The following is a 21,159-nucleotide window of genomic DNA, read 5'->3' as shown; positions in this document are numbered from 1 at the left end:
GGATTCTCGCAAAGGGATCTCGCCAGGTTTTCCTTGATTGGCCCTCAAGTCACCACGGCAACGTTCGCGAGGACCTTGAGCTGCCGGCCGGCGGCGTCGAGCGGCTCGGCGTCGAGCGGCTCGGCGTCGATGCGACAGCGCCAGATCAGAAGCCCGGCCGGATGGGAGCGATCCGGAACCCAGGATATGCGAGTGTTCCCGCCCAAAAAACAGGTGCCGCCCACTCGCGCCCCAGGTGCTGGCCGGCACTTAGGCTCCGGATCGGGCGCCTTCTCGGCCGGCCGTTATGAGGGGCCCATGACACGAGGACAGCTTTCGATCGCGCCGCCAACGACGATGAACGGCTCCGTCCATCCACAGGAGGTCATGATGCGGGCGAGGATGACCAATGAAGTCGTTAACGCCGGTGGTAGCCCTTGGGCTAGCTCTCTGACTGGTCAGCGGGCAGCCTCAAGGTCCGGGCAAGCCGGCACCTCGCCCTCAGGCGTAGCAGTGCCAGCCCCCGGAGGAACACTGTCCTCCCGGGCCAGTGGGAGTGGTCCGTGCCGCACAGATCTCAGGTATGGCGCCTGCACCGGCGCCACTTCATAAGCGACAATCCCATGGCAAATACGGGGCGTAAGGGAAATTCGCCGCGAAGAGGGCGCCACCCGGCTCTGGCGGCCTCGCTTGTAATGGCCGCCTTAGTGATTTATGCAAGCTTTGGTTCGGGAGGCAACGTTCAGGCCAGTACGTCCCCCTGTAACCCCACCGCTCCGGCTCCCTCTAACGCTGACCCCGGCACAGTCGTTCTGGCCGATAACTTTGAAACCAATGATTTCAGTAGATGGACCACTGTCACCCAGTTGGGCGACGCCACCGCCACGGTGCAATCCGCAATTTCCAACTCCCCCGTCTGCGCTGCACAAATACATGTGACCGGGAATAGCGGTTCCGAGGCTAACGTGGTGAAAAATTTGCCGGCTTCGGCCAGGGAAGTTTGGGCCAGCGGCTGGTTTGACATCACGCGCGAAGGCAGCGCCTCGAACAATAACGTACCCACCTTGCGCTTCTTCAACGGCAGCACCCGCCTGTTGGACGTATCACGTCAAAACGGATCGGGCAGCCTGTTCGTGAGATGGCCTACCGGCTCAGGCTTCACCATCATAGGCATGGGGCACATAGCTGTCGGCCAAAAGTTTGCGCTGAAAATTCACCTGGTAGTCAATGGTGCGCAAAGCCAGGTCCAGGTATGGCAGGACGGCACGAAACTCTTTGACCGTTCGAACAGCACGAGCGGGTTTATAGATCTCGGTTCAAATACTTCGATGAATGTGCTCCAGCTGGGGGCAGAGCACGCGATGCAGGATGGCGACATGATCGCTGATGACATCATTTTGAAGACGGTGGCTGCCGGTATACCGGCATCTCCGGTGTTCACCGCGGACACTCCCCCGGGCACCGCCACCGTCCACACCGCCTACAGCTACACCTTCGCCGCGACCGGCAGCCCGGCCCCGACCTTTGCAGTGTCTTCCGGTGGGCTGCCCGGCGGGCTGAGCCTGGACGCCACCACCGGGATCCTCTCCGGCACCCCGACGACGGCCGGCACGGCGACGTTCACGGTCACCGCGACCAACGGGACCAGCCCCGACGCGGTCACCCCACCCCTCACGATCACCGTGGCAGCCTCGACGACCGCCCCTGCCGCTCCCACAGGGGTGAGCGCGACGGCGGGCAACGCCTCCGCGGTGGTGTCCTGGACGGCGCCGGCGAACGGCGGGTCCCCGATCACCTCCTACACCGTGACACCGTCATCCGGGGGCACGGCCCTGGCCCCGGTGACAGTCTCCGGTAACCCGCCCGCGACGACGACGACGACCATCACCGGACTCACCAACGGCACCGCCGACACCTTCACCGTGACCGCGACGAACGCCGTCGGAACATCCGCGCCGTCTCCCGCGTCAGCCCCGGTCACCCCGGCCGCGCCCGCTCCGGGCGTCGCCAACGGCGGGTTCGAATCCGGACTGGCCTCCTGGACCACCGGCGGCGTCCGGGCACCGGTGGCCTCCACCACCGCCCACACCGGCACCGGCTCCGCGCTCCTGGGCCTGGCCTCGGGGGCCGAACCGCTCGGGGACAGCAGCCTGTCCCAGACCATCACCATGCCCGCCACCGGGACCACCACCCTGTCCTTCTGGTACCAGCCCCACACCGCCGACGACACCTGCACCGGCACCACCTGCCGCTACGACTGGATGGAAGCACAAGTCCGCACCACCACCGGCACCACCCTGGCCAGCCTGTTCAAACTCAGCAGCAACAACGGCACCTGGACCCAGCTCAGCACCAACCTCTCCGCCTACAACGGGCAAAGCATCACCCTCTGGTTCAACGTCCACCTCGACGGCGCCAGCCCCGCCGACGACACCTGGATGTACCTCGACGACATCACCCTCACCAACACCCAGACAACCCCCACGGCCCCCGCCGCCCCCACCGCCGTGACGGCGACCGCCGGGAACGCCTCGGCAACCGTGTCCTGGACCGCGCCGGCCAACGGCGGCTCCCCGATCAGCTCCTACGCGGTCACCCCGCACGCCGGCGCCACCACCCTGGCCCCGGTCACCGTCACCGGGAACCCGCCCGCCACCAGCACCACCGTCACCGGGCTGAGCAACGGCACCGCCTACACCTTCACCATCACCGCCACCAACGCCGTCGGAACCTCCCCGGCCTCGGCCGCCTCGGCCCCGGTCACCCCCACCGAAACAACCACCACGACCATCACCAACGGCGGCTTCGAATCCGGGCTGGCCTCCTGGACCACCGGCGGCATCCGGGCACCCGTGGCCTCCACCACCGCCCACACCGGCACCGGCTCCGCGCTCCTGGGACTGGCCTCCGGAGCCGAGCCCCTCGGGGACAGCAGCCTGTCCCAGACCATCACCGTCCCCGCCACCGGAACCACCACCCTGTCCTTCTGGTACCAGCCCCACAGCGCCGAAGACCCCTGCACCGGCAACGCCTGCCCGTACGACTGGATGGAAGCACAAGCCCGCACCACCACCGGCACCACCCTGGCCAGCCTGTTCAAACTCTGCAACAACAACGGCACCTGGACCCAGCTCACCGCCGACCTCACCGCCTACAAAGGCCAGACCATCACCCTCTGGTTCAACGTCCACCTCGACGGCTCCACCCCCGCCGACGACACCTGGATGTACCTCGACGACATCACCCTCACCAACAGCTGAATTGCTGGATCTGAACTGTCCGCCGCGACAGAGGGCTCGTGACCTCCACCATCACCGGAGCCTAGGGGGAAGGTCGCCAGCCGTTATCGCCGGAGAACCTCAATCTCGGGGTGGTACTCCATGACCCACTTGGCCATCCGACGCATCCGTCCGTCAGCACCGTCTTCGTGCGTGTGCCGATGCGTGAATTTCCGCTCCCGCGCCCGGCTACATCGTGCTTCTCGTAGCCAAGGTGGTCGTCTATCTCCGCCTCCAGGGCGGTTTCAAGGACGTTTTTCGTTAGTCGGTTCAACAGCCCGTCGGGTCCGACGAGCTCAATTCCCTGCACCTTGGCGTGGGCCACAAGCTGCTGCGCCAACTCGTGCTGATCCACATCAGTCGCCATGGGATCCAGTGTTTCGCTCATAATGAGTCCTCCCCGCCAGGCACGCTGCCCGGCGTGTCAGGCCAACCCTGAATCCACCGTTATTCCCAGTGTCATTATTTTGGGGTGCCGGTTGGTTCGCTCCATCGTTTTTCGCCTCCGTGGCTTATGTCTGTAGTGCGGCCGGCTGGCACTGAGGGACCGGCCGGCCTGGCTTAAGAGGAGCGTGGCATCGCCCCTGATTGGGATATGCCGACCGACCGGTCCTGCACCCCGACCCGTAGACGGAAGGAGACAAGACCATGGTGATCATCGGAATTGATGCGCACAAGCGCTCCCACACGGCCGTGATCGCAAACACGGCTGGCAGGCAGATCGCAGTCAAGACGATCGGCACGACCAGCAACGACCATCTCGCGCTGCTGGCATGGGCGAACAAGCATGATGATCAGGAACGACTCTGGGCGATCGAGGACTGCCGGCATCTGAGCAGACGATTGGAACGCGATCTCCTCGCGGCGGGCGAACAGGTCGTGCGGGTGCCCCCGAAGCTGATGTCCCATGTTCGGGACAGTGCCCGCACGTTCGGCAAGTCCGACCCCATCGACGCTCTCTCGATCGCACGTGCCGCCCTGCGGGAACCCGATCTGCCCGTCGCCCGTCTCCACGGTGCCGAACGCGAGATCCGCCTCCTGGTCGACCACCGCGAGGACCTCGTCGCTGAGCGGACCCGGGTGATCAGCCGGCTCCGCTGGCACCTGCACGAGCTCGATCCTTCATGGGCGGCCCCGTCCAAATTCGACCGGGCCAGCGCGTTCGCACGCATCAAGTTCCACTTGGACGACTTCGCCGGGATCGTCGCCGATCTCGCGCGACGGCTCCTCACTCATCTGCACCGCCTCACCGAGGAGATCGATGAACTCACAGCCGAACTCAGCCGCCGGATCCCGGTCATCGCTCCGGCATTGCTGGCGATCGTGGGTTGCGGGTCCTTGACCGCGGCGAAGATCCTCGGAGAGACCGCCGGCGTTACGCGGTTCCGCTCGAAGGACGCCTACGCACGCCACAACGGCACTGCCCCGCTGCCGGTGTGGTCATCGAACAAGGCCCGGCATCGACTCTCCCGAACCGGGAACAGACAGCTGAACGCCGCGCTGCACCGCATCGCGCTCACCCAGGCCCGCTGCCATCCGGGCGCGCGAGATCTTCTGGCTCGCCGCAAAGCAGGCGGCGACGGCGGCATGGAAGCACTGCGTATCCTCAAACGCCGACTATCCGACGTCGTATACCGAGCTCTGATAGACGATCACGAAACCTCCGAAGCCAGCAAGCTGGTCCTCGCTTCTTGACAGAGGAGCCAGAGACACTCCCGCCGCCACGACAAGGGGTCCGGGGATATATTGAAGCATCTCGGCAGTGTTCATCGCCGCAGAGATAAGACCATGAACATGGTGGATGGTCTTCGGTGAACGGCCCTTGGCCGTCATCGACTTCACCCAGTGATTCATGTGCCGATAATCGAGCTTTGTCCACCGGGATATGACCGATGACGTCCCGCACATGAAGATCCAGCATCGTCTGGTAGGTCCGGGTGGTTCCACTTGAACGCCGGATCAGAGGTCAATATGCTCCGGAATCACTTCGGCCACAGTCGGTACTTTCGACTGGTTCGCGAGGATCGCTTGCTGGGCGATTTCGAAGGATTGTCCGTTCGCGTCCAACAGCCGTTTGAGGGTCTCGGCCTCGGATTCGGACGCAACGGTAAGCCCCTGTTGCTCGCGGCTCTTCGGGTCGCGCCATAGCACCATGAAGGAGGATGTTCCGTCCGTTTTCACGCGTTTGCGGATGCTGGCCACACAAAAAATGCTAGACCCGTGTCAACACTTTTGGGGTTTTTGTCAACAGTCAGGGGCCAAATAGGCCCCTGACCTGCGGAAACACTGTGCCCGAGGTGGGACCTCGAACCGCATTCCAGGCCGCGGAAACACTGGGAAGTCCCGAAAACATGCCGAGTACGCGCCAGTCCGGCCCCGGTACGGCCCAGTCCGAGGCCAAAAGTGTGTATGTTGTACACACCCCAAATCTCACCCTATGGAGTCCTCCACCAACCGCACCTCAAGAACCCCGAACCGTGAGCATTGGGACCCTTTCACAGCACCTACCGTCGGGACAGGTGTTGCTCGATCAGGATGGCACTGCGCTGCAAATCAATGTCACCGGCGGCCACTCCCACAACCAAGTCGAAACCCTCTTCGGTGTTGAAGTCGTGGCGGTAGCCGTTGATCCACAGCAGCAGGACCATGAGCGTCCACGCGGTGCGCTTGTTGCCATCGATGAGCGGATGAAACCTGGCCACGGACTCGAGGAGTGCCGCCGCCTTCATGGCCAGTTGAGGATAGGCTTCCGTGCCCATGACCGTCGTTGCGGGGCGCGCCAATGCGGAGGCGAGTAGGCCGATGTCACGGATGTGGAACCCGTACCGGTCGATCACTTGCAGTGCGTCCTCGATTTCGAGGTACGAACTCATGCATCCTCAAGGCGTTTAAGCAGATCCGCGTCATGGCTCATCACGAAATCCAGACCCTCATTGATCTCGCGGCGGCGGCCGTGCCGTTGCAGGACCAGCTCAGCCCCCCGGAGCAGCAGCGCGGATTTGGATGTGTGCTCCTCGGCAGCAAGTTCATCGAGTCGGCGGTCGAGGTCTTCGGGAACGCGCAGATTCATGGCCATACCTCATGGTACCAAACCAGTACCAGTGACTCCTGAGGTGAGGACGATTCGAACTCCGGACCTCTTCTGATGGGCCGGCATATTTCACTGTCCGCCAAGGCCTTATGACGGACTGAATATAGGCGGGGCTTAGCTGTTTTCCGTAGGAGTCGAGGTATTCTGCGATCGTCGCACGCGGTCAGAGTGGCACAGCCGGCTCGATCAGTTCCTGTTGAGGCAGAACTTGCGTGTCATCAGGGCGTCCTTGTAATGGGACTCGGCCAAGTCCACCTCTGATGAACGTGTGCTTGGCCCGAACACTCCCAGAAGGCTGAAGACGAAGTGCCGGGCTTGGCCTTTCTTAGTCCTTATCACATTCCCAACCGCACTGTCGTAGGCAAGCTGGCGGAGGGCGACGTTCCCGCCGTGACCGTCTCGTGCATAGGCTGTCCACCACTCAGCCACGTGTCCGGTCCCTGACCCCGGTCTTGTGGAATGCTCTGATCATGGCGAGGACAGACCCGGCACCTAACCACCTCGGCACCAAGGAGTGGAACACTCTCAGGCACGCCCACGACAACGTCCAGTCGACCGTTGCACCTGCCTATGACGAAGTATTCTTCGAAGTCTCCGAGCGGGTTCGTGCGTCCGGCAGCATCGGCAAGACGGACATTGGTGCCCTGCTGTTCTGGAAGAGGCTTCGGGCCGACACCAGATGGGTCAAAATGCTGATGGTCATCAGCGACAGCCAGGTTCGCCTCATCACCGAGAAGGCGGTAACCGCGGCCAACAACAACGCGCTGGAGGTGCCCGCTGCCGCGGCAGAAGGCCGGGCCTCTCTGGCCGGACTGCCAGGCTTCGTGCGAGGAGACGCTCTCGCCTCAGCACTGCTGACAGCGGCTGCGCCGCACCGCATGGCCGTGTACGATCGGCGCGCCCAAAATGGACTGGAGAAACTCGGGCTTTCCCTATCCCAAGACCCGGGGCGGTACGGACGCTATATGAAGATCGTCGAAGACTTGTCGTCATCGGCGGTGCACTTTGGCCACAAATTGTCGGCTAGGGAAATCGATTTGGCGCTCTATTGGTTGGGGCGGCCAGCTTCAGCCTCAGCTTGACGTACCCCCACGCCGGACTCCCCGGGTACGCGTTAGGCATTCCTCCTGCGATCGGGTCGGTCTGAGAACAGAGCCGGCACGTGGCGTGGCCGCCAGCGATTTAGGGCACGCCCGTAGTTGATGACGGGTTGTGTAAAGCCTTGTCGATAAAGTCAAAGTGAAGACTAAGCCGAGAAGATGGGGAAACGGTGTCACGTATCGAGTGGAGTCGCTATAGCGGAGACGAGATTGAAGCGGTCGTCGCCATGTTCATCAGCGCGATCTTTCCCTCGGCTGAGCGGATCACCCCATCCAAGGGAGACGGCGGCATTGATGTTCTTGTAAAGACCGACCGGACCCGCGTGTACCAGGTCAAACGCTTCTCGGGTCCGCTGAACGCGAGCCAGGTGAAGCAGGTCAAGAAGTCAGTCGACCGACTCGTCAACGATCCGCGCGTAAGCGATCTAACCATCGATGAGTGGCATCTGGTCATGCCGTGGGACCCGACTCTCGAAGCCAAAAAATGGCTGACCGAATATGTCACCGGAAAGGGACTCCCGGAACCAATCTGGGATGGCCTGACAAAGTGCGATCTTTGGGCGAGCACCTATCCCAATATTGTCGACTACTACCTCGGCGGTAACGCCCAACGCATTCAAGACGCCGCCCTCGCGATCGTTCATGCGGCACGCCTGAAGGACATCGATGACGACGATATAGAAAAATTCAACGTTGCAAACTTCACGAATGAGCTCGAGGAGACAGTCCGCTTCCTCAACAGAGAGGATCCCTTCTACAGTTACGGCGTCCACGTCGAACCCGTTGTCGGGCCACCAACCCCTGAGGATGCACAGGCAGCTCTGGAGCGGGTAAAGCCCGGTGTCGTATTAAGCACCACGCGGAGCAACGGCCAAGTGTCTGTGCAGGTCGATGTCTACCCCAGAAACGCCGTGGCTACCGAACTGAACCCGATATTCGGCAAATTGACCTTCTCCGCGGAGAAGGGATCGCCGGAGGAGAGAGCCCTCAGGGACTTTGTGAAATTCGGCAGCCCACTCGACCTCCCGCTCGGCACGGTGGGTGGCTCCCTGCAGGCTCCGGGAGGGCTCGGGGGAGACTTCGAGAAAGGCGCGATTCGACTGATTCCAAACTCAACCGGCAATGACGTTGGTCAAGACCTCCGCATGATCCTCTATGACGGAGACGGGAACCAATCTGATGTGATGATCCTCAATCGACGCCATACCTCGTCCGGATTCCCCACCGAAGAAGGGGTGAGCGGACTCGAAGCGAAGCTCGTCGATGAATCCCGCATTTTGGAGATTCTACTGAGGTTCGATGCAGAAACGCAGGGTCAAACCGCTGAATTCACCGTCAACCGGCCCGACGGTCGGCTCGCTACCGAAGTTCTAGCCTCGCTCGAGGCCCACCAGCACATGCGGGCACCTTACACTCTGACACTCGCACCCCGGTTCGGGCCAATCCCACCATATCGCCAGGATCTCCCCGAAATAGACCCGGAACCTGACTCTCCACTGCTTTGGTATCAAGTCGCCAAGTCTCTGTGCCTGATCCAAGAGCACACCCCTCTTGCTCTTCATGTCCCGGACCTGACGAACACGGACGATGACGTAATTCAAACGATCATCTCTACCGGCGCTCTCCTGAATGGCAAGTCTGGCGTCAGGGAAGCGAACTGGGTGCGGACCGAGCACAGAGCCGACACAAACCCGGACGCCACCACCATAGGCTTCGTCGTGCCTTGGGAGATCGAACTCGCCGAAGGGAGGGTCGACCTCGGCAACCTAGCGTGCTTTTTCTCCGGCGCCATGAGTGAACGGGCAAAGGAAGAGCCCGACGGTTTGTTCGATGTGTGGACTGTTACAGATGGCAAGCTGATGTTCAGAATGCTGACAAGCGAGGAGCAAGCGGCATTGCAGGCGACCAAATAACAGGTCAGATACTCAAAGGGGAAGCCCGTTCGTGCTCTTACATGAGGGCGTCCAGTTTCTCCCAGAAGGCAGCGCGCAGGGCTTTGCGGATTCCTTGCAGGGCGGTTTTGATTTCGCCGATCCGCTGGGCGCAGTCTTTCAACAGGACCCGGTCAATTTCAACGGGGAGAATTGGCCTGTCTGCGAGCAGCTCGACCAGGTCCCCCTGGGTGATTAAGCCATACCAGCTGGCTGCGACGCTCTCCCCCACGTCCTGGGCGACGTCCATGAGGCTGACCTCCGGGGCTATCGGAGTTCCGGCACCTCCCGAACTGTAGACAAGGCGCTTCCGCACAATGAGGCCGCGGCGGCGATCGCAGCCTCCACAGTTGGAGCGGTCATACCACCATCGTCCCATCCGGGACTGACAGTCCGATGGACCGGGGCGCGCATGCCGGGCAACGGCTCACTTCTCGACCCAGCGCTGACACGAACACAAAATATTGCCCCACAAACAGAGGAACCAGTATCCAGTCCGCAAGACGCCACCCACAGGAAGGAAGCCAGCATCCCGCTAGGCACACGTCCTGTTACCCTCGGGGCAGCGCGCCATGGATAAGCAAGCGCCGATCACGCCAGATCCACCGCAGCGCAACGAGAAGACCGCATACAAGGAAATCAACCCCGACGGGTAGACAAAAACACCAAGTACCCGCACTTAGAGGCCCAAAAAGGGCCTCTGAGCTGGGAAAACGTGCCCGAGGTGCGACTCGAACCGCATTCCAAGCCTTGGAAACACAGGGAACTCCCGAAAACATGCCGAGTACGGCCCAGTCGGGCACACGTACGGCCCAGTCCGACGGCAACGGTGTGCACATTGTGCACACCCCGTCTTTCCCATCAGCCTGCGACCCCCTCAGGACCTACCGTCGAATCAGATGTTTCTCGATCAGGACGGCGCTGCACTGCAATCCGATGTCGTCGGCGGCCACTCCCACCACCAGGTCGAAACCCGCGTCAGTGCTGAAGTCGTGCAGACAACCGTTGATCCACAGCAGCAGTACCATCAGCGTCCAGGCGGTGCGTTTGTTGCCGTCGACGAGCCGAAGAAACCTGGCCACGGATTCCAGCAGGGCGCCCGCATTAGTGGCAAGTCGAGGATGGGCTACCGCGCCCATGACCGTCGTTTGCCTGGCGGCCCAAAGGCCGAAGCGAGCAGCCCGATGTGACGAATGTGGAACCCGTACCCGTCGATCACCAGCAGCGCGTCCTCAATTTCTAGGTACGAACTCATGCATCCTCAAGGCGTTTAAGCAGCTCCGCGCCATGGCTCATCACGAAATCCAGACGCTCACTGATCTCGCGACGGCGGCCGTGCCGTTGCAGGACTAGCTCGCCCCCCTGGAGCAGCAGTGCGGACTTGGACGTGTGGTCGTCGGAGGCAAGCTCATCGAGACGGCGGTCGAAGTCTTCGGGAACGCGCAGATTCATGGCCAATCTCATGGTACGAAACAAGTACCAAAAAGGTGACTCTCTGCTGCGGCGCGGGCGGCATGCTGGGGACACGACAGGTTCTCAAGGTCTCGAGCTGCCGTAACCCGTACGGATATGTACAGGGAGTCTGCCCTGTCCGGCGGAACCGGCTTCTTACCTAGGTGAGCCTCTGACCTTACAGTGCGACGATCCGTTTTTACGAAGGTTCGGCGAGGAGCGCGCGCACCTGATCGCTCACGTTCTCGGTCACGCGGTCGACACTAAGCGACTGGAACACCGTCGCGCTCATATTGATGAACATGATCGATGAGATGATCGCGGCCAGTTGCTGTGCATCTGCCGCACGAGACGGGGCTCTGTGGCGGATGACTTCCGCGACCTCGGCGTCGACCCGTGCGGCCAGAGCCAACGCCGTCTTATGGTGCGGTTCTTCCGGGTCGCCGAAAACCAACTCCCTCAGATAGGCGCGGCCGTTCTCGACCTGAACCCGATTCCGCTCGATGATCGGTCGAACGATCGCCATGATCCCTAGAAGGGGATCCGTCTCGCGTCGCGCGGCAGCAACGCCAAGATCGATGGCTTCGGCGAAAGCGGCGTTATGGACCAGCAACAGAAGCTCTGCCTTCGTCTTGGCGTAGAAGAAGAGAGTGCCTGTTCCCACGTCAGCGGCGTCGGCGATCTGCTGGGTGGTGACCTCGTTGACGCCGTGCTCGCTGAAGAGTTGGTATGCGGCGGCCGTTATCCGGGCGAGTTTTTCTTGCTTGTTCCGCTCACGGCGGCCAAGGGCGATGTGATGCGAGCTCATGGATTCATTTTTCCACGGGAATAAAAATGGAGTGCGTTCGATTTTGATTAGAGTCAATATAACAACACGAGGGAGAGATCATGCAAAAACTGACCGACGCGGTAGTTCTGGTTACCGGAGCGAACGGGGGGATCGGAACCGAGTTCGTCCGACAGGCGCTGGAGAAGGGAGCAGCAAAGGTGTACGCGACGGCCCGCACGCCGAAGAGCTGGGACGATAATCGCGTCGTCCCGCTCCGGCTCGACGTGACGGATTCAGCGTCCCGGGCGGCTGCCGCTGAGGCGGCTCAGGACGTCACTGTACTCATCAACAACGCAGGCATAGTGATCGACGGCGACTCCATCTCGGCGCTGTCAGAGGACGAGATCCGCAGGACGATGGAGTCGAACTTCTTCGGCCCCGTCCTACTCGCCAGGACGTTCGCCCCGATCCTTGGTGCGCACGCGTCGTCCGTTCTTATCGACATCCATTCGATCGCGAGCTGGTACGCGTGGGGCGGCGTTTACAGTGCTTCGAAGGCTGCGCTCTGGTCTGCGACGAACTCGCTTCGGCTGGAGCTAGCACCGCAAGGCACGCACGTCGTAGGGGTTCACATGGGCTACGTCGACACCGCGATGGCCGCTCAGGCCAGTGGGCCCAAGATGGACCCCCATGAGCTGGTGCGACTCGTCTTGGAAACCGTAGAGAACGACGGCTACGAGGTCATCGCCGACGAGCTCACTGCCTCCGTCAAAGCCGCCCTCAGCGGCCCGATCGCTGTGATGTACCCCGAACTGCACGAGCACAGTGCCTGAAACCCTCAGCCCAGCGAAGAGAAACGGACACACACGATCATGGCCACCACGAAACCCTCCCACAGCGAGCAAGTCCTTTACCGTGACGCCACTACCCTCACCATTCCGGCGGACGGCGTCCAAGTCGCATACCGGGACCTCGGCCCCCGCCGCGGGGTACCGCTGATCTTCTTCACCCATGTCTCGGGGAACCTGGACAACTGGGATCCGCGGATTGTGGATGGCATCGCCGCGAACCGCCGGGTTATCACCTTCGATTACCGCGGCGTCGGTGCATCCAGCGGAAAGGTACGCCCCACGATCGAGCTGATGGCCGGGGACGCCGCAGACTTCATATCCGCACTCGGTCTCGATCAGGTCGACGTCCTCGGATTCTCCCTGGGCGGCATGGTGGCTCAGGCACTCGTGCAGAGCAAACCGCAGCTGATCCGTCGGCTCATTCTGGCGGGAACGAGTCCGGCCGGCAGCCCGGCCCTTGGCAAATTGACGCGTAGGTCGGATATCAACCTCGCTCGGGCCGTAGTGACCCTTCGCGACCCGAAGGAACTCCTCTTCTTCCCTCGAACCTCCGAAGGAAAAGCTGCGGCCAAGGATTTCCTCCGCCGACTGAAGGAACGCACCACCGGTCGCGATAAGACGATATCCTTCCCCGGTTATCGCACCCAGCTCAAAGCGATTCAGCGTTGGGGCCAGGATGCCGACCAGGAGCTTGGAACGATTCAGCTGCCGGTGCTGGTGGTCAATGGCGACAACGATCAAGGGGTCCCCACGAGCGACACCATAGATCTCGCGCGGCGTCTTCCGAACAGTCAACTCGTCCTCTACCCTGGCTCCGGACACGGCGCGATCTTCCAGTACCATCGAGAATTCGTGGAAACGGTCCTCGCGTTCCTCACTGGCAACGGGTAACGATTGATTCGGCGTCCCGGGCGGGAGATGCTGAGTCCACCCCGGGAGCCGATGACCTGACCGCCGACGTCGGCGAGACTACTGAGATGTCGATGCCCACCAGGGCCACCGCTGCGATGCCCCGCCGCACGCGCAAGGACGACGACCGACGTAGTCGCCTGATCGAAGAGCTCGAGTCGATCTTCCTGTCCGCGGGATTCAGCGGGCTCACCTCGAAGATCTGTGCAGACGTCTTCGCTGCTCAAACATTACCTTGTATTCCGTAGCCAGCACCCTGGAGTGACGGAAATCCCCGCCTGCGGAGAAGCCCGGCCCCTCACCCGCCAGGACCACCACCGCAGTATCTGTATCAGCTGCGACCTCGTCGACCTGCCTTTCCGAGGCGGTCGTCAAGGCGTTGTTCAGAGCGTTCCGCTTGGTCGGCCTATTCAGGAACAGCCAGGGAACCGATCCTCTCTGTTCCACCCGGAGGGGCTGCGATGTCGCCCCTGTCCTGCCTTCGCCAGCTCCGACCGCCGCACCTCCCGCAGCACGAACCGCTGAGTCTTACCGCTCGGCGTCTTCGGAAGTTCCGGTACGAAATAAACGGCACGCGGGTAGGCGAGCGCCGCGTGGTTGGTCTTAACGAAACAGTTGAGGTCATCCTCCAAGGCCGCGGACGCCTCCCAGCCGGTGCTGAGAACGACGAACGCCTCGAGGTCCTCCCCTCGGTCGGCGTCGGGAGCCGCGATGGCCGCTCTCTCCGCGACGGCCGGATGTTCGCTTCGACTCGATCTCGAAGGGCCCGACCCGTGAGCCGACCGCCTCCCTTCTTTGCCCGTCGAAAATACCAGATAACGGCACGACATAGACCCATCCCAAACGATTATTGGTGAGCCTCAGCGATAACAGGCAGTATGGAAGACATCATCCTCGTTGCCTAGCCGGCCCTATCTTTATGGTGCGCTCCTCCAAGTACTGACACCATGAGCACCGTACCGGAGTTCCAACCGACGGCTCACTGCACCCGCAAGAGGCCACACAGTTAAAGGACCTTGGCCTGAGTCGATACGAAGGAGGCCGCCACGCACCGCCCATCCGCCCAAGGCTCAGCGCTGCCGTTTATAATCACCGGCATCATGGTCTTGGCTCTGAGTCTCCGGGCCCCGATCATAGCCCCTACCACTGTGATCGGTGATATACAGGCCGGTACTGGGCTGTCCGCGGCCGGCGCCGGTCTGCTCATCGGTATCCCGGTGCTGCTCTTCGCGATTGCGACTCCCTTGGCGACCCGGACCATCCGCCGCTTCGGCCCGGAAACAACCGTGATCCTGTGCCTGATCGGCGTGCTCGCAGGCACAGTCCTGCGCTCCATTGGAGGGGCTGCCGTCATGCTGTTGGGCACGGCGATCATAGCAACCGCCATGGCGCTGGGTAACATCGTGGTGCCGGTCATCATCCGCCGCGATGTTCCGTGGCGCAAAGCGGCGGCTGCCACCGGCGCGTACTCGGCGACGGTAAACGTCGGCTCCATGGTCGCCTTAGTCAGCACTCCGCCGTTGGCCACGCTGGTCGGCTGGCGGGCCGCGATCGCCGCCTGCGGCGTCGTTACCGCAGCCGGCCTAGCTTACTGGCTGCTCAGAGAGTGGCCGCGACTCCACTCGCCGACCGCAAACAGCCCGCGTATCTCGGACGGTCCTGGGGCGGCTGCCGCCACGGCAGACCCGCTGACGAAGCATACTCGGAATCGGCGGATCGTCGCTCACCTGATTCTGACATTTTGCGGCCAGACCGCCGCATTCTATGGCACCACTGCGTGGCTGCCGTTGCTTTTGTCCGAGACCCGGGGCCTGGGCCCGGCCGCATCCGGCGCTACAGCGTCTCTCTTTCAGGTTGCAGCCATCATCGGCGCGTTCGGAGTCCCGCTCTTAGCCGCGAGGACTAAGATGACGATGACGATCGCCGTCATCGCGGTTTTTTGGGTTGCGCTGCCCGTCGGGTTGCTAGCCGCACCAGAGGCGTTCGTGCTGTGGTCCATAATCGGCGGGGTCGCGCAAGGGGGCGGCTTCACTGCAGTATTCGCCATCGTTTCGCAGATTACCCAAAGCAATGCCGAGGCCGCGTCCGCTTCGGCGCGCATCCAAGGCGTTGGTTACCTCGCCGCCACTGTAGCCCCGCCGTTGGCCGGATGGCTGAACACCTCTACCGGCGGTTGGACCGCGCCTCTACTCCTAGTCCTCGGTGCCACCTTCATGTTCACCATAAACGGGCTATGGGCCGCCCGGCTGTCCGAACGAAGGACCAACCATGCGCCCAACCGTGTCACCCAGCCGATGTAAATATCAGGAATCGGAAATCCCGCCCTGGCAGGTAACACGAACATCGCCACAGCCACCCGCGCCGCCGGCAACTGCCCCAAGCCTGCCCTGCAACTCGCCGGTATCACCATCGTCTAAACGCCGTTGCCGGAGTCCTGGCTCTGGAAGCGGGCCTGTCACCAGCGGACCGCCAGACCCCTGACACTTTCGAATCCGAGCGACGAAAGGCAACGGGATTGAGTCATGGCCGAGGAGCGGCCACAGCAACGCTTTCGCTAGTCGCAAAATCAGTCACATCAGACCAAATCTGTGGCGCGCTTGCGAGGGGCGTCGCCGCTGGGAAACGGGCTGCTGCCGAGGTCGTCTCCAAAGGACCTGCATAACCGCTAAACGTCTCCCATGCGGGTGACGTTAGAACTCAGTCGGCTTGCGGGGCTTTAAGACCTTAAACTCGGTCGACGCTGGCTTCAGTGAATCTATTAAGCCGTACCACACTTCCGGTTCGGTGAGTGCGGCCTCATGAATCGCGAACGCGACGGGAGGTTCAATGAGGCGCAGGTAGTTAACAGCGTCGGCCAGGCTCTGCCACGGGCCCGAGACGGGCAAGGCTAGGATCCTGGCGTCGAGAGCCGGCGTCAGGAATTCGTCGCCAGGGTAAAGCAGACCCGGCTCAGTGAAATAGAAGCCGATATTTGAAGTATTCGGTATATCAGGGTGAATGGTCGCGTGCTCACCGCCAACAGTCTCGAGTGCGACGCCTCTGACGTCGAACTTGTAGCCTGAGGAGACGAGTTTGATTCGCGTGGGCTCAATAGATTCCGGCACCTCACGGGCGATCGCGCGGTCGAGGACCAACGTAGCATCCGGATTCGAGTCCATCAGAGCAGAAACGCGCGCCCTATCAAAATGGTCGAAGTGCTCGTGGCTGATCAGGATCGCGTCTAGGGACCGGACTTCCGAGAATCCTTTGGCTAACGTTCCCGGATCTATCAGAACCCGGGTCCCCGCAATTTCCACGAGAAGGCACGCGTGGCCAAAATGCGTTATTTTCATTCGATCGTGTCCACATCATCTGTCATGTCGCTCCTATATGGCTCAACAATGTTTCATGTCCGTTCAGGAAACCTCAGAAGTCCCGACTCCCAGGAGTCCTCAGACGTGAAAACGCCCGAACCTGCTGGCGCCGCCGACCAGACCTTGGTCCGGGTCACTCTATAGTCCATTCCATGCTTTTGTTCCGCCCCTCCTTCAGCCAGAGTGTACAGAGCGCCGCAATCGCCGCAATCACCGCGAGGACAACTCCGAATGCGATTGGACCGTACGATGACGCAGTGATGATAGGCGCGACGATTGGAATGACCCCGCCGCCGACTACCGCCGCCAGCTGATACGACAATCCCACCGCTGTGTAACGATACTGCGTCGGAAACTGCTCAGGGATCAGGACGCCGAGAGCGCCGAGCGTGACCCCAGCCACAAGTGTGGTAGCACACAGCGCCACGGCAAACGTGACAACACCGGGCACCGCGAGAACAGGGAAGAGAGCCATGCCCCAGATCACGCCAAACACCTGCGCTACAGCAACCACTGGTCGTCGCCCATAATTGTCCGAAATCACGGCGCTGACACAAGACGATGCACCGTAAATAAGACCGGCAAGAGCCGTCACGCCTAGCACTTCGTTTTGTGAAAGGCCGAGTCTATCGACACCATAATGTGGAATGAAGGTTTGCACACTGAAATAGAATGCAAATGTGGTGAGGAGAGCTCCTCCCGAAAGCGCGATTGTCCACGGCTGTTGCTTCACTGCCCCCAACAGGGGCTGTCGTGTGGTTTTACCCCGAACTTGCTCCTTCGCAAAGATGGGCGTTTCCTCAACCCTCATACGAATGTAAAAAGCGATGAGGACAAGGATCCCACTGGCGAGGAAGGGGATCCTCCAAGCCCATTCTTGGAATGCGCTTTGCCCGAATGAACTAACGCCGAGAAGAGTCAAAGGACCCAAAACATTCGCCAAGCCATTGCCCACTTGAGGGAACATGCCATATAGTCCTCGACGACCGGAGGGCGCGTGTTCGGTCGCGAAGAGCTGTGCCCCCGCCCACTCGCCTCCAAATGCTAGCCCCTGAAAAGCGCGGAGAGTCACGACGATAATGGGTGCCGAGACACCGATACTCTGTGCCGACGGAACCAGACCCATAGCCACCGTGCAAAGACCCATGCCGAGAACCGTCGCAATGAGCGTTTTTTTCCTGCCATAGCGGTCCCCTAGATAGCCGAAGAGAATCGCCCCGGCCGGTCGCGTCACAAAGGCAACTCCCAGTGTTGCCATTGATGCCACCATAGCCGCGGAAGACCCGAGCGATGGGAAAAAAGTATGTGGAAAGACGAATGCCGCCGCAAAGCCATAGATCCCGAAGTCGTAACTTTCGACCAGCGCTCCGGCGCCGGCTGCGAATGCCACGCGACGGGCGTGCCCTGGACGCTTCGTGACTTCCAGTGTCCCTGCTTGATCCCCTAGCACGTGACTGAATCCTGAACGTGCCCCAGCGAGGCTTCGTTCGAAAATGGCATTGACCCGCTCCCGTCCAGTCGGCGCAAATCATCGTCGACACGACATTGACCGGACCGAGATGAAAGAAGAGATCCTGGGAAGCCTAGCGGATTCTGAACGAGGACAAGGGTCTTGGACCCTAACCGAGGTCCCTGGAGCCGTTCCTGATTGCTGAGGATCTTTTCCGGTGGGCTACTTGGACCCAGGTCCGGATGGCTGGTGTTATGCGTGGTCATAGGAGAACTCTTCTCATCTTCCTTCTTATGCGGCCCGGGCTTGGCAGCTTTGGCATCGCCGGGCGGCCGAAAGTAATTTGCAGTATCCTGATCGGGCTTTGCTCAGGTGGTGTTCTCCAAATCCATCGGAAGAGAAGATCCGGTGCATTCGCATGCGGTCGAGACATAAGCGCCTTGGCCTCCAATATGTGGCGCGGAGTATCCGGTCTGCAAATAGTCATTTGTGATGAGGCCATAATCCGCTGGGATGTCCCAGTTGCAGGCGCCGACAATTCAACCGCAGGGCTTCCCCGTGGATCGCTTCGGTGGCCAGTCGCTCGAGCCCAAAAAGCCGCGCTGGCTCAAGTCGCGATCCCTCTCGAACCCTGGCCGTCCAACTAGTCGACCTATGTTTGTGTCTGCTCTCGCCAGGAGGCTACCTGCCGACCGAAAAGCGTATGTTGCCATAGTGGCTCCGGTTCTTGAGTGACTTTTGGGTGTCGTCTTTTCCGGATTCGACGCACAGAGGGGCTGAGCAACGAACCCGCGAATACTAGGCCTGGGGCGGACCAGGGCGCTGGGGGGCCCTATCGCAACCTCCCAGTTCGTGCGGCAGACGCGGTCTAATGGGACTAGCGATTACCGGGCCCCCTCCCCGGAATAGCGCAGCGCTCTTGGCGCACCCAAAGCACACAAGGAGATTTTTATATGCGTGGAGTTGTCATGTACACCGCCGGGGACGTACGGGTAGAGGAACGTGAGGACCCGAAGATCATCGACCCGACCGATGCGATCGTCAGGCTCAGCGCGACCTGCATCTGTGGTTCGGACCTGTGGGCCTACCGCGGCATTGAGCCTGTAGACCACACAGTGATGGGGCACGAATACGTCGGCATAGTCGAGGAGATCGGCGCTGAGGTGAAGAACGTGAAGGTCGGCGACTTCGTCGTCGGATCCTTCGTTATCTCGGACAATACTTGCGAGATCTGCCTGTCCGGCTTCCAGTCTAAGTGCGTGCACGCCGAGTTCGTCGCTCAGATCGGCACTCAGGCCGAGAAAGCCCGCATCCCGTACGCAGACGGAACGCTGGTGGCAACGCCTGGGCAACCCGACCCGGAGCTGATCCCGTCTTTGTTGGCAGCCTCCGATGTGCTCGGCACCGGCTGGTTCGCCGCGGTCGCCGCCCAGGCGGGCCCCGGCAAAACGGTCGCCGTCGTCGGCGACGGGGCTGTGGGCCTTATGGCGATCCTGGCCGCCAAGGAACTTGGCGCGGAGCGGATCATCGCGATGAGCAGGAACAAGGACCGGCAGGATCTGGCCAAGTTCTACGGCGCAACCGACATCGTCGAAGAACGCGGCGACGAGGGCATCGCCAAGATCAAGGAGCTGACCGGCGGGCTGGGCGCTCATTCTGTCGTCGAGGCTGTCGGGACGCAGGAAGCCTTCATGCAGGCCATCGGCGCGACACGCGGGGGCGGACACCTCGGCTATGTCGGAGTAAACTACGACGTCCACGTCCCCGGCTTCGAGCTCTTCTTGGCCGGCATCCACACCCTCGGCGGCCCTGCACCGGTGCGCCGCTTCCTGCCGAACCTCATCCAGATGATCTGGGACCGGAAAATCGATCCTGGCAAAGTCTTCGACCTCACCCTCCCCCTCGAGCAGGCTCCCGACGGGTACAAGGCGATGGACGAGCGAACCGCCACCAAAGTCCTCCTCACCCTCTAAACCAGCACGGCGGGGGCCGCAGTGCCCCCGCCCTCTCACTTAGGCATAGCGTGATGACATGAGTAAGAAAGACGACGTCCGGAAGTTCCTCATCTCCCGGCGCGCGAACGTCACACTCGCCCAGGCCGGGCTGCCCGACTTCGGTGACCAACGGCGGGTGCCCGGGCTTCGGCGCGAGGAGGTCGCGCAACTCGCTGGGGTCAGCATCGATTACTACACCCGGCTGGAGCGCGGCAACATCCACGGCGCATCCGAGAGCGTGCTCAACGCGATCGCCCGGGCCCTACACCTATCTGATGTCGAGCGGGAACATCTACTGGACCTTGCCCGCATCACCCCAGCGATAACCAACGCCTTGAGAAGAACGACGGCGCACGTCCCCGTCCGCCCATCCGTCCAGCGAGTGCTGGACAACTTGGCTGTGCCCGCCGTTGTATACAATTCGCGGCAAGACCTCATCGCCTCGAACCTTCTCGGGCGTGCTCTTTTTTCGCCCCACTACGAGTCGGACCGGCCCAACATCGCCCGCTTCATCTTCCTCGACTCCCGCGCCAAGGTCTACTACGCAGACTGGCCGCTGGCCTGCAGTCTGACAGCCGCGATGCTCCGCTACGAGGTGGGCCGCGACCCTCTCAACGCACAAATGACCGAACTAATCGGCGAACTCGCGACGCGCAGCCCCCAGTTCCGGAAAGACTGGGCCGATCAAGACGTCCACGAGCACCGCACCGGCCAGAAGGTGTTTGTCCACCCTGAGGTAGGTGCCATCGACCTCACCTACGACGTATTCGGGATGCCGGGCGAGCCAGGACTGTTCATCGGCACATACACTCCGGAAACGGGTTCCGAATCGGCCGACAATATCAAACTGCTCGCCAGTTGGGGCGCCACTCAGGAGTTCCGCGCGAGTCGACCTTCTGACACGTGAAACTCAATCGAAGCAGGCGGAGCGAGGCATTTGATCCCCTAGCCTCGGGCTGGCGGTTGTGTATTCGGGGGCAGGGCCAGCCTGCTGTTTGTGTG

The 21,159-nt window shown here is 61.6% G+C and carries 22 protein-coding genes and 1 pseudogene; 9 read left to right on the top strand and 14 right to left on the bottom strand.

Going from position 1 to position 21,159, the window contains the following annotated elements; all coding sequences use genetic code 11:
- Nucleotides 1–44: 44 nt before the first annotated feature.
- Complete coding sequence (locus AB0O52_RS10645; RefSeq protein WP_364537287.1) at nt 45–206, bottom strand: hypothetical protein; 162 nt, start codon at nt 204–206, stop codon at nt 45–47.
- A 741-nt stretch (nt 207–947) separates the two neighbouring features.
- Between AB0O52_RS10645 and AB0O52_RS10640 the strand changes: the two genes are divergently transcribed.
- Entirely contained in the window at nt 948–3,239 is a 2,292-nt protein-coding gene (locus AB0O52_RS10640) for a fibronectin type III domain-containing protein (RefSeq protein WP_364537284.1), read from the top strand.
- Between the two features lie 142 nt (nt 3,240–3,381).
- On the opposite strand, the pseudogene AB0O52_RS10635 reads toward AB0O52_RS10640, so the two are convergent.
- Nucleotides 3,382–3,645: pseudogene (locus AB0O52_RS10635) on the bottom strand (transposase); the annotation flags it as partial.
- A 260-nt stretch (nt 3,646–3,905) separates the two neighbouring features.
- On the opposite strand from AB0O52_RS10635, the gene AB0O52_RS10630 reads away from it, so the two are divergent.
- Nucleotides 3,906–4,952 carry an IS110 family transposase gene (locus tag AB0O52_RS10630; protein WP_364537281.1) on the top strand — a complete coding sequence of 349 codons (1,047 nt, stop codon included), beginning with the start codon at nt 3,906–3,908 and terminating at the stop codon, nt 4,950–4,952.
- Nucleotides 4,953–5,216: 264 nt separating this feature from the next.
- Here AB0O52_RS10630 and AB0O52_RS10625 read toward each other — a convergent pair whose 3' ends face one another.
- From AB0O52_RS10625 to AB0O52_RS10615, 3 genes are all read right to left on the bottom strand, one after another.
- Nucleotides 5,217–5,459 carry a hypothetical protein gene (locus AB0O52_RS10625; RefSeq protein ID WP_364537278.1) on the bottom strand — a complete coding sequence of 81 codons (243 nt, stop codon included), beginning with the start codon at nt 5,457–5,459 and terminating at the stop codon, nt 5,217–5,219.
- A 302-nt stretch (nt 5,460–5,761) separates the two neighbouring features.
- On the bottom strand, nt 5,762–6,130 hold the full coding sequence (locus AB0O52_RS10620) for a type II toxin-antitoxin system death-on-curing family toxin (protein WP_364537275.1): 369 nt from the start codon (nt 6,128–6,130) through the stop codon (nt 5,762–5,764).
- Nucleotides 6,127–6,327: a ribbon-helix-helix protein, CopG family gene (locus AB0O52_RS10615; RefSeq protein ID WP_364537272.1), complete on the bottom strand. Its 201-nt coding sequence runs from the start codon at nt 6,325–6,327 to the stop codon at nt 6,127–6,129. Before AB0O52_RS10615 ends, AB0O52_RS10620 begins: the two co-directional genes overlap by 4 nt.
- A gap of 491 nt (nt 6,328–6,818) precedes the next feature.
- On the opposite strand from AB0O52_RS10615, the gene AB0O52_RS10610 reads away from it, so the two are divergent.
- Both AB0O52_RS10610 and AB0O52_RS10605 read left to right on the top strand, forming a co-directional pair.
- The gene (locus tag AB0O52_RS10610; RefSeq protein WP_364537269.1) at nt 6,819–7,430 is read left to right on the top strand and encodes a hypothetical protein; all 612 of its coding nucleotides are present in this window, start codon (nt 6,819–6,821) and stop codon (nt 7,428–7,430) included.
- A 188-nt stretch (nt 7,431–7,618) separates the two neighbouring features.
- Nucleotides 7,619–9,361, top strand: a complete 1,743-nt coding sequence (locus AB0O52_RS10605) for a hypothetical protein (protein WP_364537267.1) — start codon at nt 7,619–7,621, stop codon at nt 9,359–9,361.
- A 37-nt stretch (nt 9,362–9,398) separates the two neighbouring features.
- On the opposite strand, the gene AB0O52_RS10600 is transcribed toward AB0O52_RS10605, so the two are convergent.
- The 5 genes from AB0O52_RS10600 to AB0O52_RS10580 all read right to left on the bottom strand — a co-directional run bounded on the left by AB0O52_RS10600 (nt 9,399) and on the right by AB0O52_RS10580 (nt 11,639).
- Nucleotides 9,399–9,758 (bottom strand): hypothetical protein, encoded by a 360-nt coding sequence (locus AB0O52_RS10600; RefSeq protein WP_364537264.1) that lies wholly within the window; start codon nt 9,756–9,758, stop codon nt 9,399–9,401.
- A gap of 505 nt (nt 9,759–10,263) precedes the next feature.
- Nucleotides 10,264–10,461, bottom strand: coding sequence for a hypothetical protein (locus tag AB0O52_RS10595; protein ID WP_364537261.1), 198 nt, complete (start codon nt 10,459–10,461; stop codon nt 10,264–10,266).
- A gap of 44 nt (nt 10,462–10,505) precedes the next feature.
- A complete protein-coding gene (locus tag AB0O52_RS10590) occupies nt 10,506–10,634 on the bottom strand; it encodes a hypothetical protein (RefSeq protein WP_364537258.1) in 129 nt (42 codons plus the stop codon).
- Nucleotides 10,631–10,831 carry a hypothetical protein gene (locus AB0O52_RS10585; RefSeq protein ID WP_364537255.1) on the bottom strand — a complete coding sequence of 67 codons (201 nt, stop codon included), beginning with the start codon at nt 10,829–10,831 and terminating at the stop codon, nt 10,631–10,633. The genes AB0O52_RS10590 and AB0O52_RS10585 overlap by 4 nt, the downstream gene beginning before the upstream one ends.
- 199 nt (nt 10,832–11,030) lie before the next feature.
- A complete protein-coding gene (locus AB0O52_RS10580) occupies nt 11,031–11,639 on the bottom strand; it encodes a helix-turn-helix domain-containing protein (RefSeq protein WP_364537252.1) in 609 nt (202 codons plus the stop codon).
- A gap of 80 nt (nt 11,640–11,719) precedes the next feature.
- On the opposite strand from AB0O52_RS10580, the gene AB0O52_RS10575 reads away from it, so the two are divergent.
- Together AB0O52_RS10575 and AB0O52_RS10570 are read left to right on the top strand one after the other, a co-directional pair.
- On the top strand, nt 11,720–12,433 hold the full coding sequence (locus AB0O52_RS10575; protein ID WP_364537249.1) for an SDR family oxidoreductase: 714 nt from the start codon (nt 11,720–11,722) through the stop codon (nt 12,431–12,433).
- Nucleotides 12,434–12,472: 39 nt separating this feature from the next.
- Nucleotides 12,473–13,342 carry an alpha/beta hydrolase gene (locus AB0O52_RS10570; protein WP_364537246.1) on the top strand — a complete coding sequence of 290 codons (870 nt, stop codon included), beginning with the start codon at nt 12,473–12,475 and terminating at the stop codon, nt 13,340–13,342.
- A 207-nt stretch (nt 13,343–13,549) separates the two neighbouring features.
- Here the strand turns inward: AB0O52_RS10570 and AB0O52_RS10565 are convergent, their stop codons facing one another.
- Together AB0O52_RS10565 and AB0O52_RS10560 are read right to left on the bottom strand one after the other, a co-directional pair.
- The gene (locus AB0O52_RS10565) at nt 13,550–13,807 is read right to left on the bottom strand and encodes an enoyl-CoA hydratase/isomerase family protein (RefSeq protein WP_364537243.1); all 258 of its coding nucleotides are present in this window, start codon (nt 13,805–13,807) and stop codon (nt 13,550–13,552) included.
- On the bottom strand, nt 13,771–14,190 hold the full coding sequence (locus AB0O52_RS10560; protein WP_364537240.1) for a hypothetical protein: 420 nt from the start codon (nt 14,188–14,190) through the stop codon (nt 13,771–13,773). The genes AB0O52_RS10565 and AB0O52_RS10560 overlap by 37 nt, the downstream gene beginning before the upstream one ends.
- Before the next feature lie 270 nt (nt 14,191–14,460).
- On the opposite strand from AB0O52_RS10560, the gene AB0O52_RS10555 reads away from it, so the two are divergent.
- Nucleotides 14,461–15,660 (top strand): MFS transporter, encoded by a 1,200-nt coding sequence (locus AB0O52_RS10555; RefSeq protein WP_364537237.1) that lies wholly within the window; start codon nt 14,461–14,463, stop codon nt 15,658–15,660.
- Between the two features lie 390 nt (nt 15,661–16,050).
- Here AB0O52_RS10555 and AB0O52_RS10550 read toward each other — a convergent pair whose 3' ends face one another.
- Together AB0O52_RS10550 and AB0O52_RS10545 are read right to left on the bottom strand one after the other, a co-directional pair.
- Nucleotides 16,051–16,692, bottom strand: coding sequence for an MBL fold metallo-hydrolase (locus AB0O52_RS10550; RefSeq protein ID WP_364537234.1), 642 nt, complete (start codon nt 16,690–16,692; stop codon nt 16,051–16,053).
- Nucleotides 16,693–16,846: 154 nt separating this feature from the next.
- Nucleotides 16,847–18,103 carry an MFS transporter gene (locus tag AB0O52_RS10545; RefSeq protein WP_364537231.1) on the bottom strand — a complete coding sequence of 419 codons (1,257 nt, stop codon included), beginning with the start codon at nt 18,101–18,103 and terminating at the stop codon, nt 16,847–16,849.
- 1,013 nt (nt 18,104–19,116) lie between these two features.
- Between AB0O52_RS10545 and AB0O52_RS10540 the strand changes: the two genes are divergently transcribed.
- Both AB0O52_RS10540 and AB0O52_RS10535 read left to right on the top strand, forming a co-directional pair.
- The gene (locus AB0O52_RS10540; protein WP_364537228.1) at nt 19,117–20,136 is read left to right on the top strand and encodes a zinc-dependent alcohol dehydrogenase family protein; all 1,020 of its coding nucleotides are present in this window, start codon (nt 19,117–19,119) and stop codon (nt 20,134–20,136) included.
- A gap of 58 nt (nt 20,137–20,194) precedes the next feature.
- Nucleotides 20,195–21,064 (top strand): helix-turn-helix transcriptional regulator, encoded by an 870-nt coding sequence (locus AB0O52_RS10535; protein WP_364537225.1) that lies wholly within the window; start codon nt 20,195–20,197, stop codon nt 21,062–21,064.
- The last annotated feature ends 95 nt before the right edge of the window (nt 21,065–21,159 follow it).

The organism is Arthrobacter sp. NPDC080073, from assembly GCF_040686575.1.
GTDB lineage: Bacteria > Actinomycetota > Actinomycetes > Actinomycetales > Micrococcaceae > Arthrobacter.
This window is presented reverse-complemented; position numbering and strand designations above follow the sequence as displayed.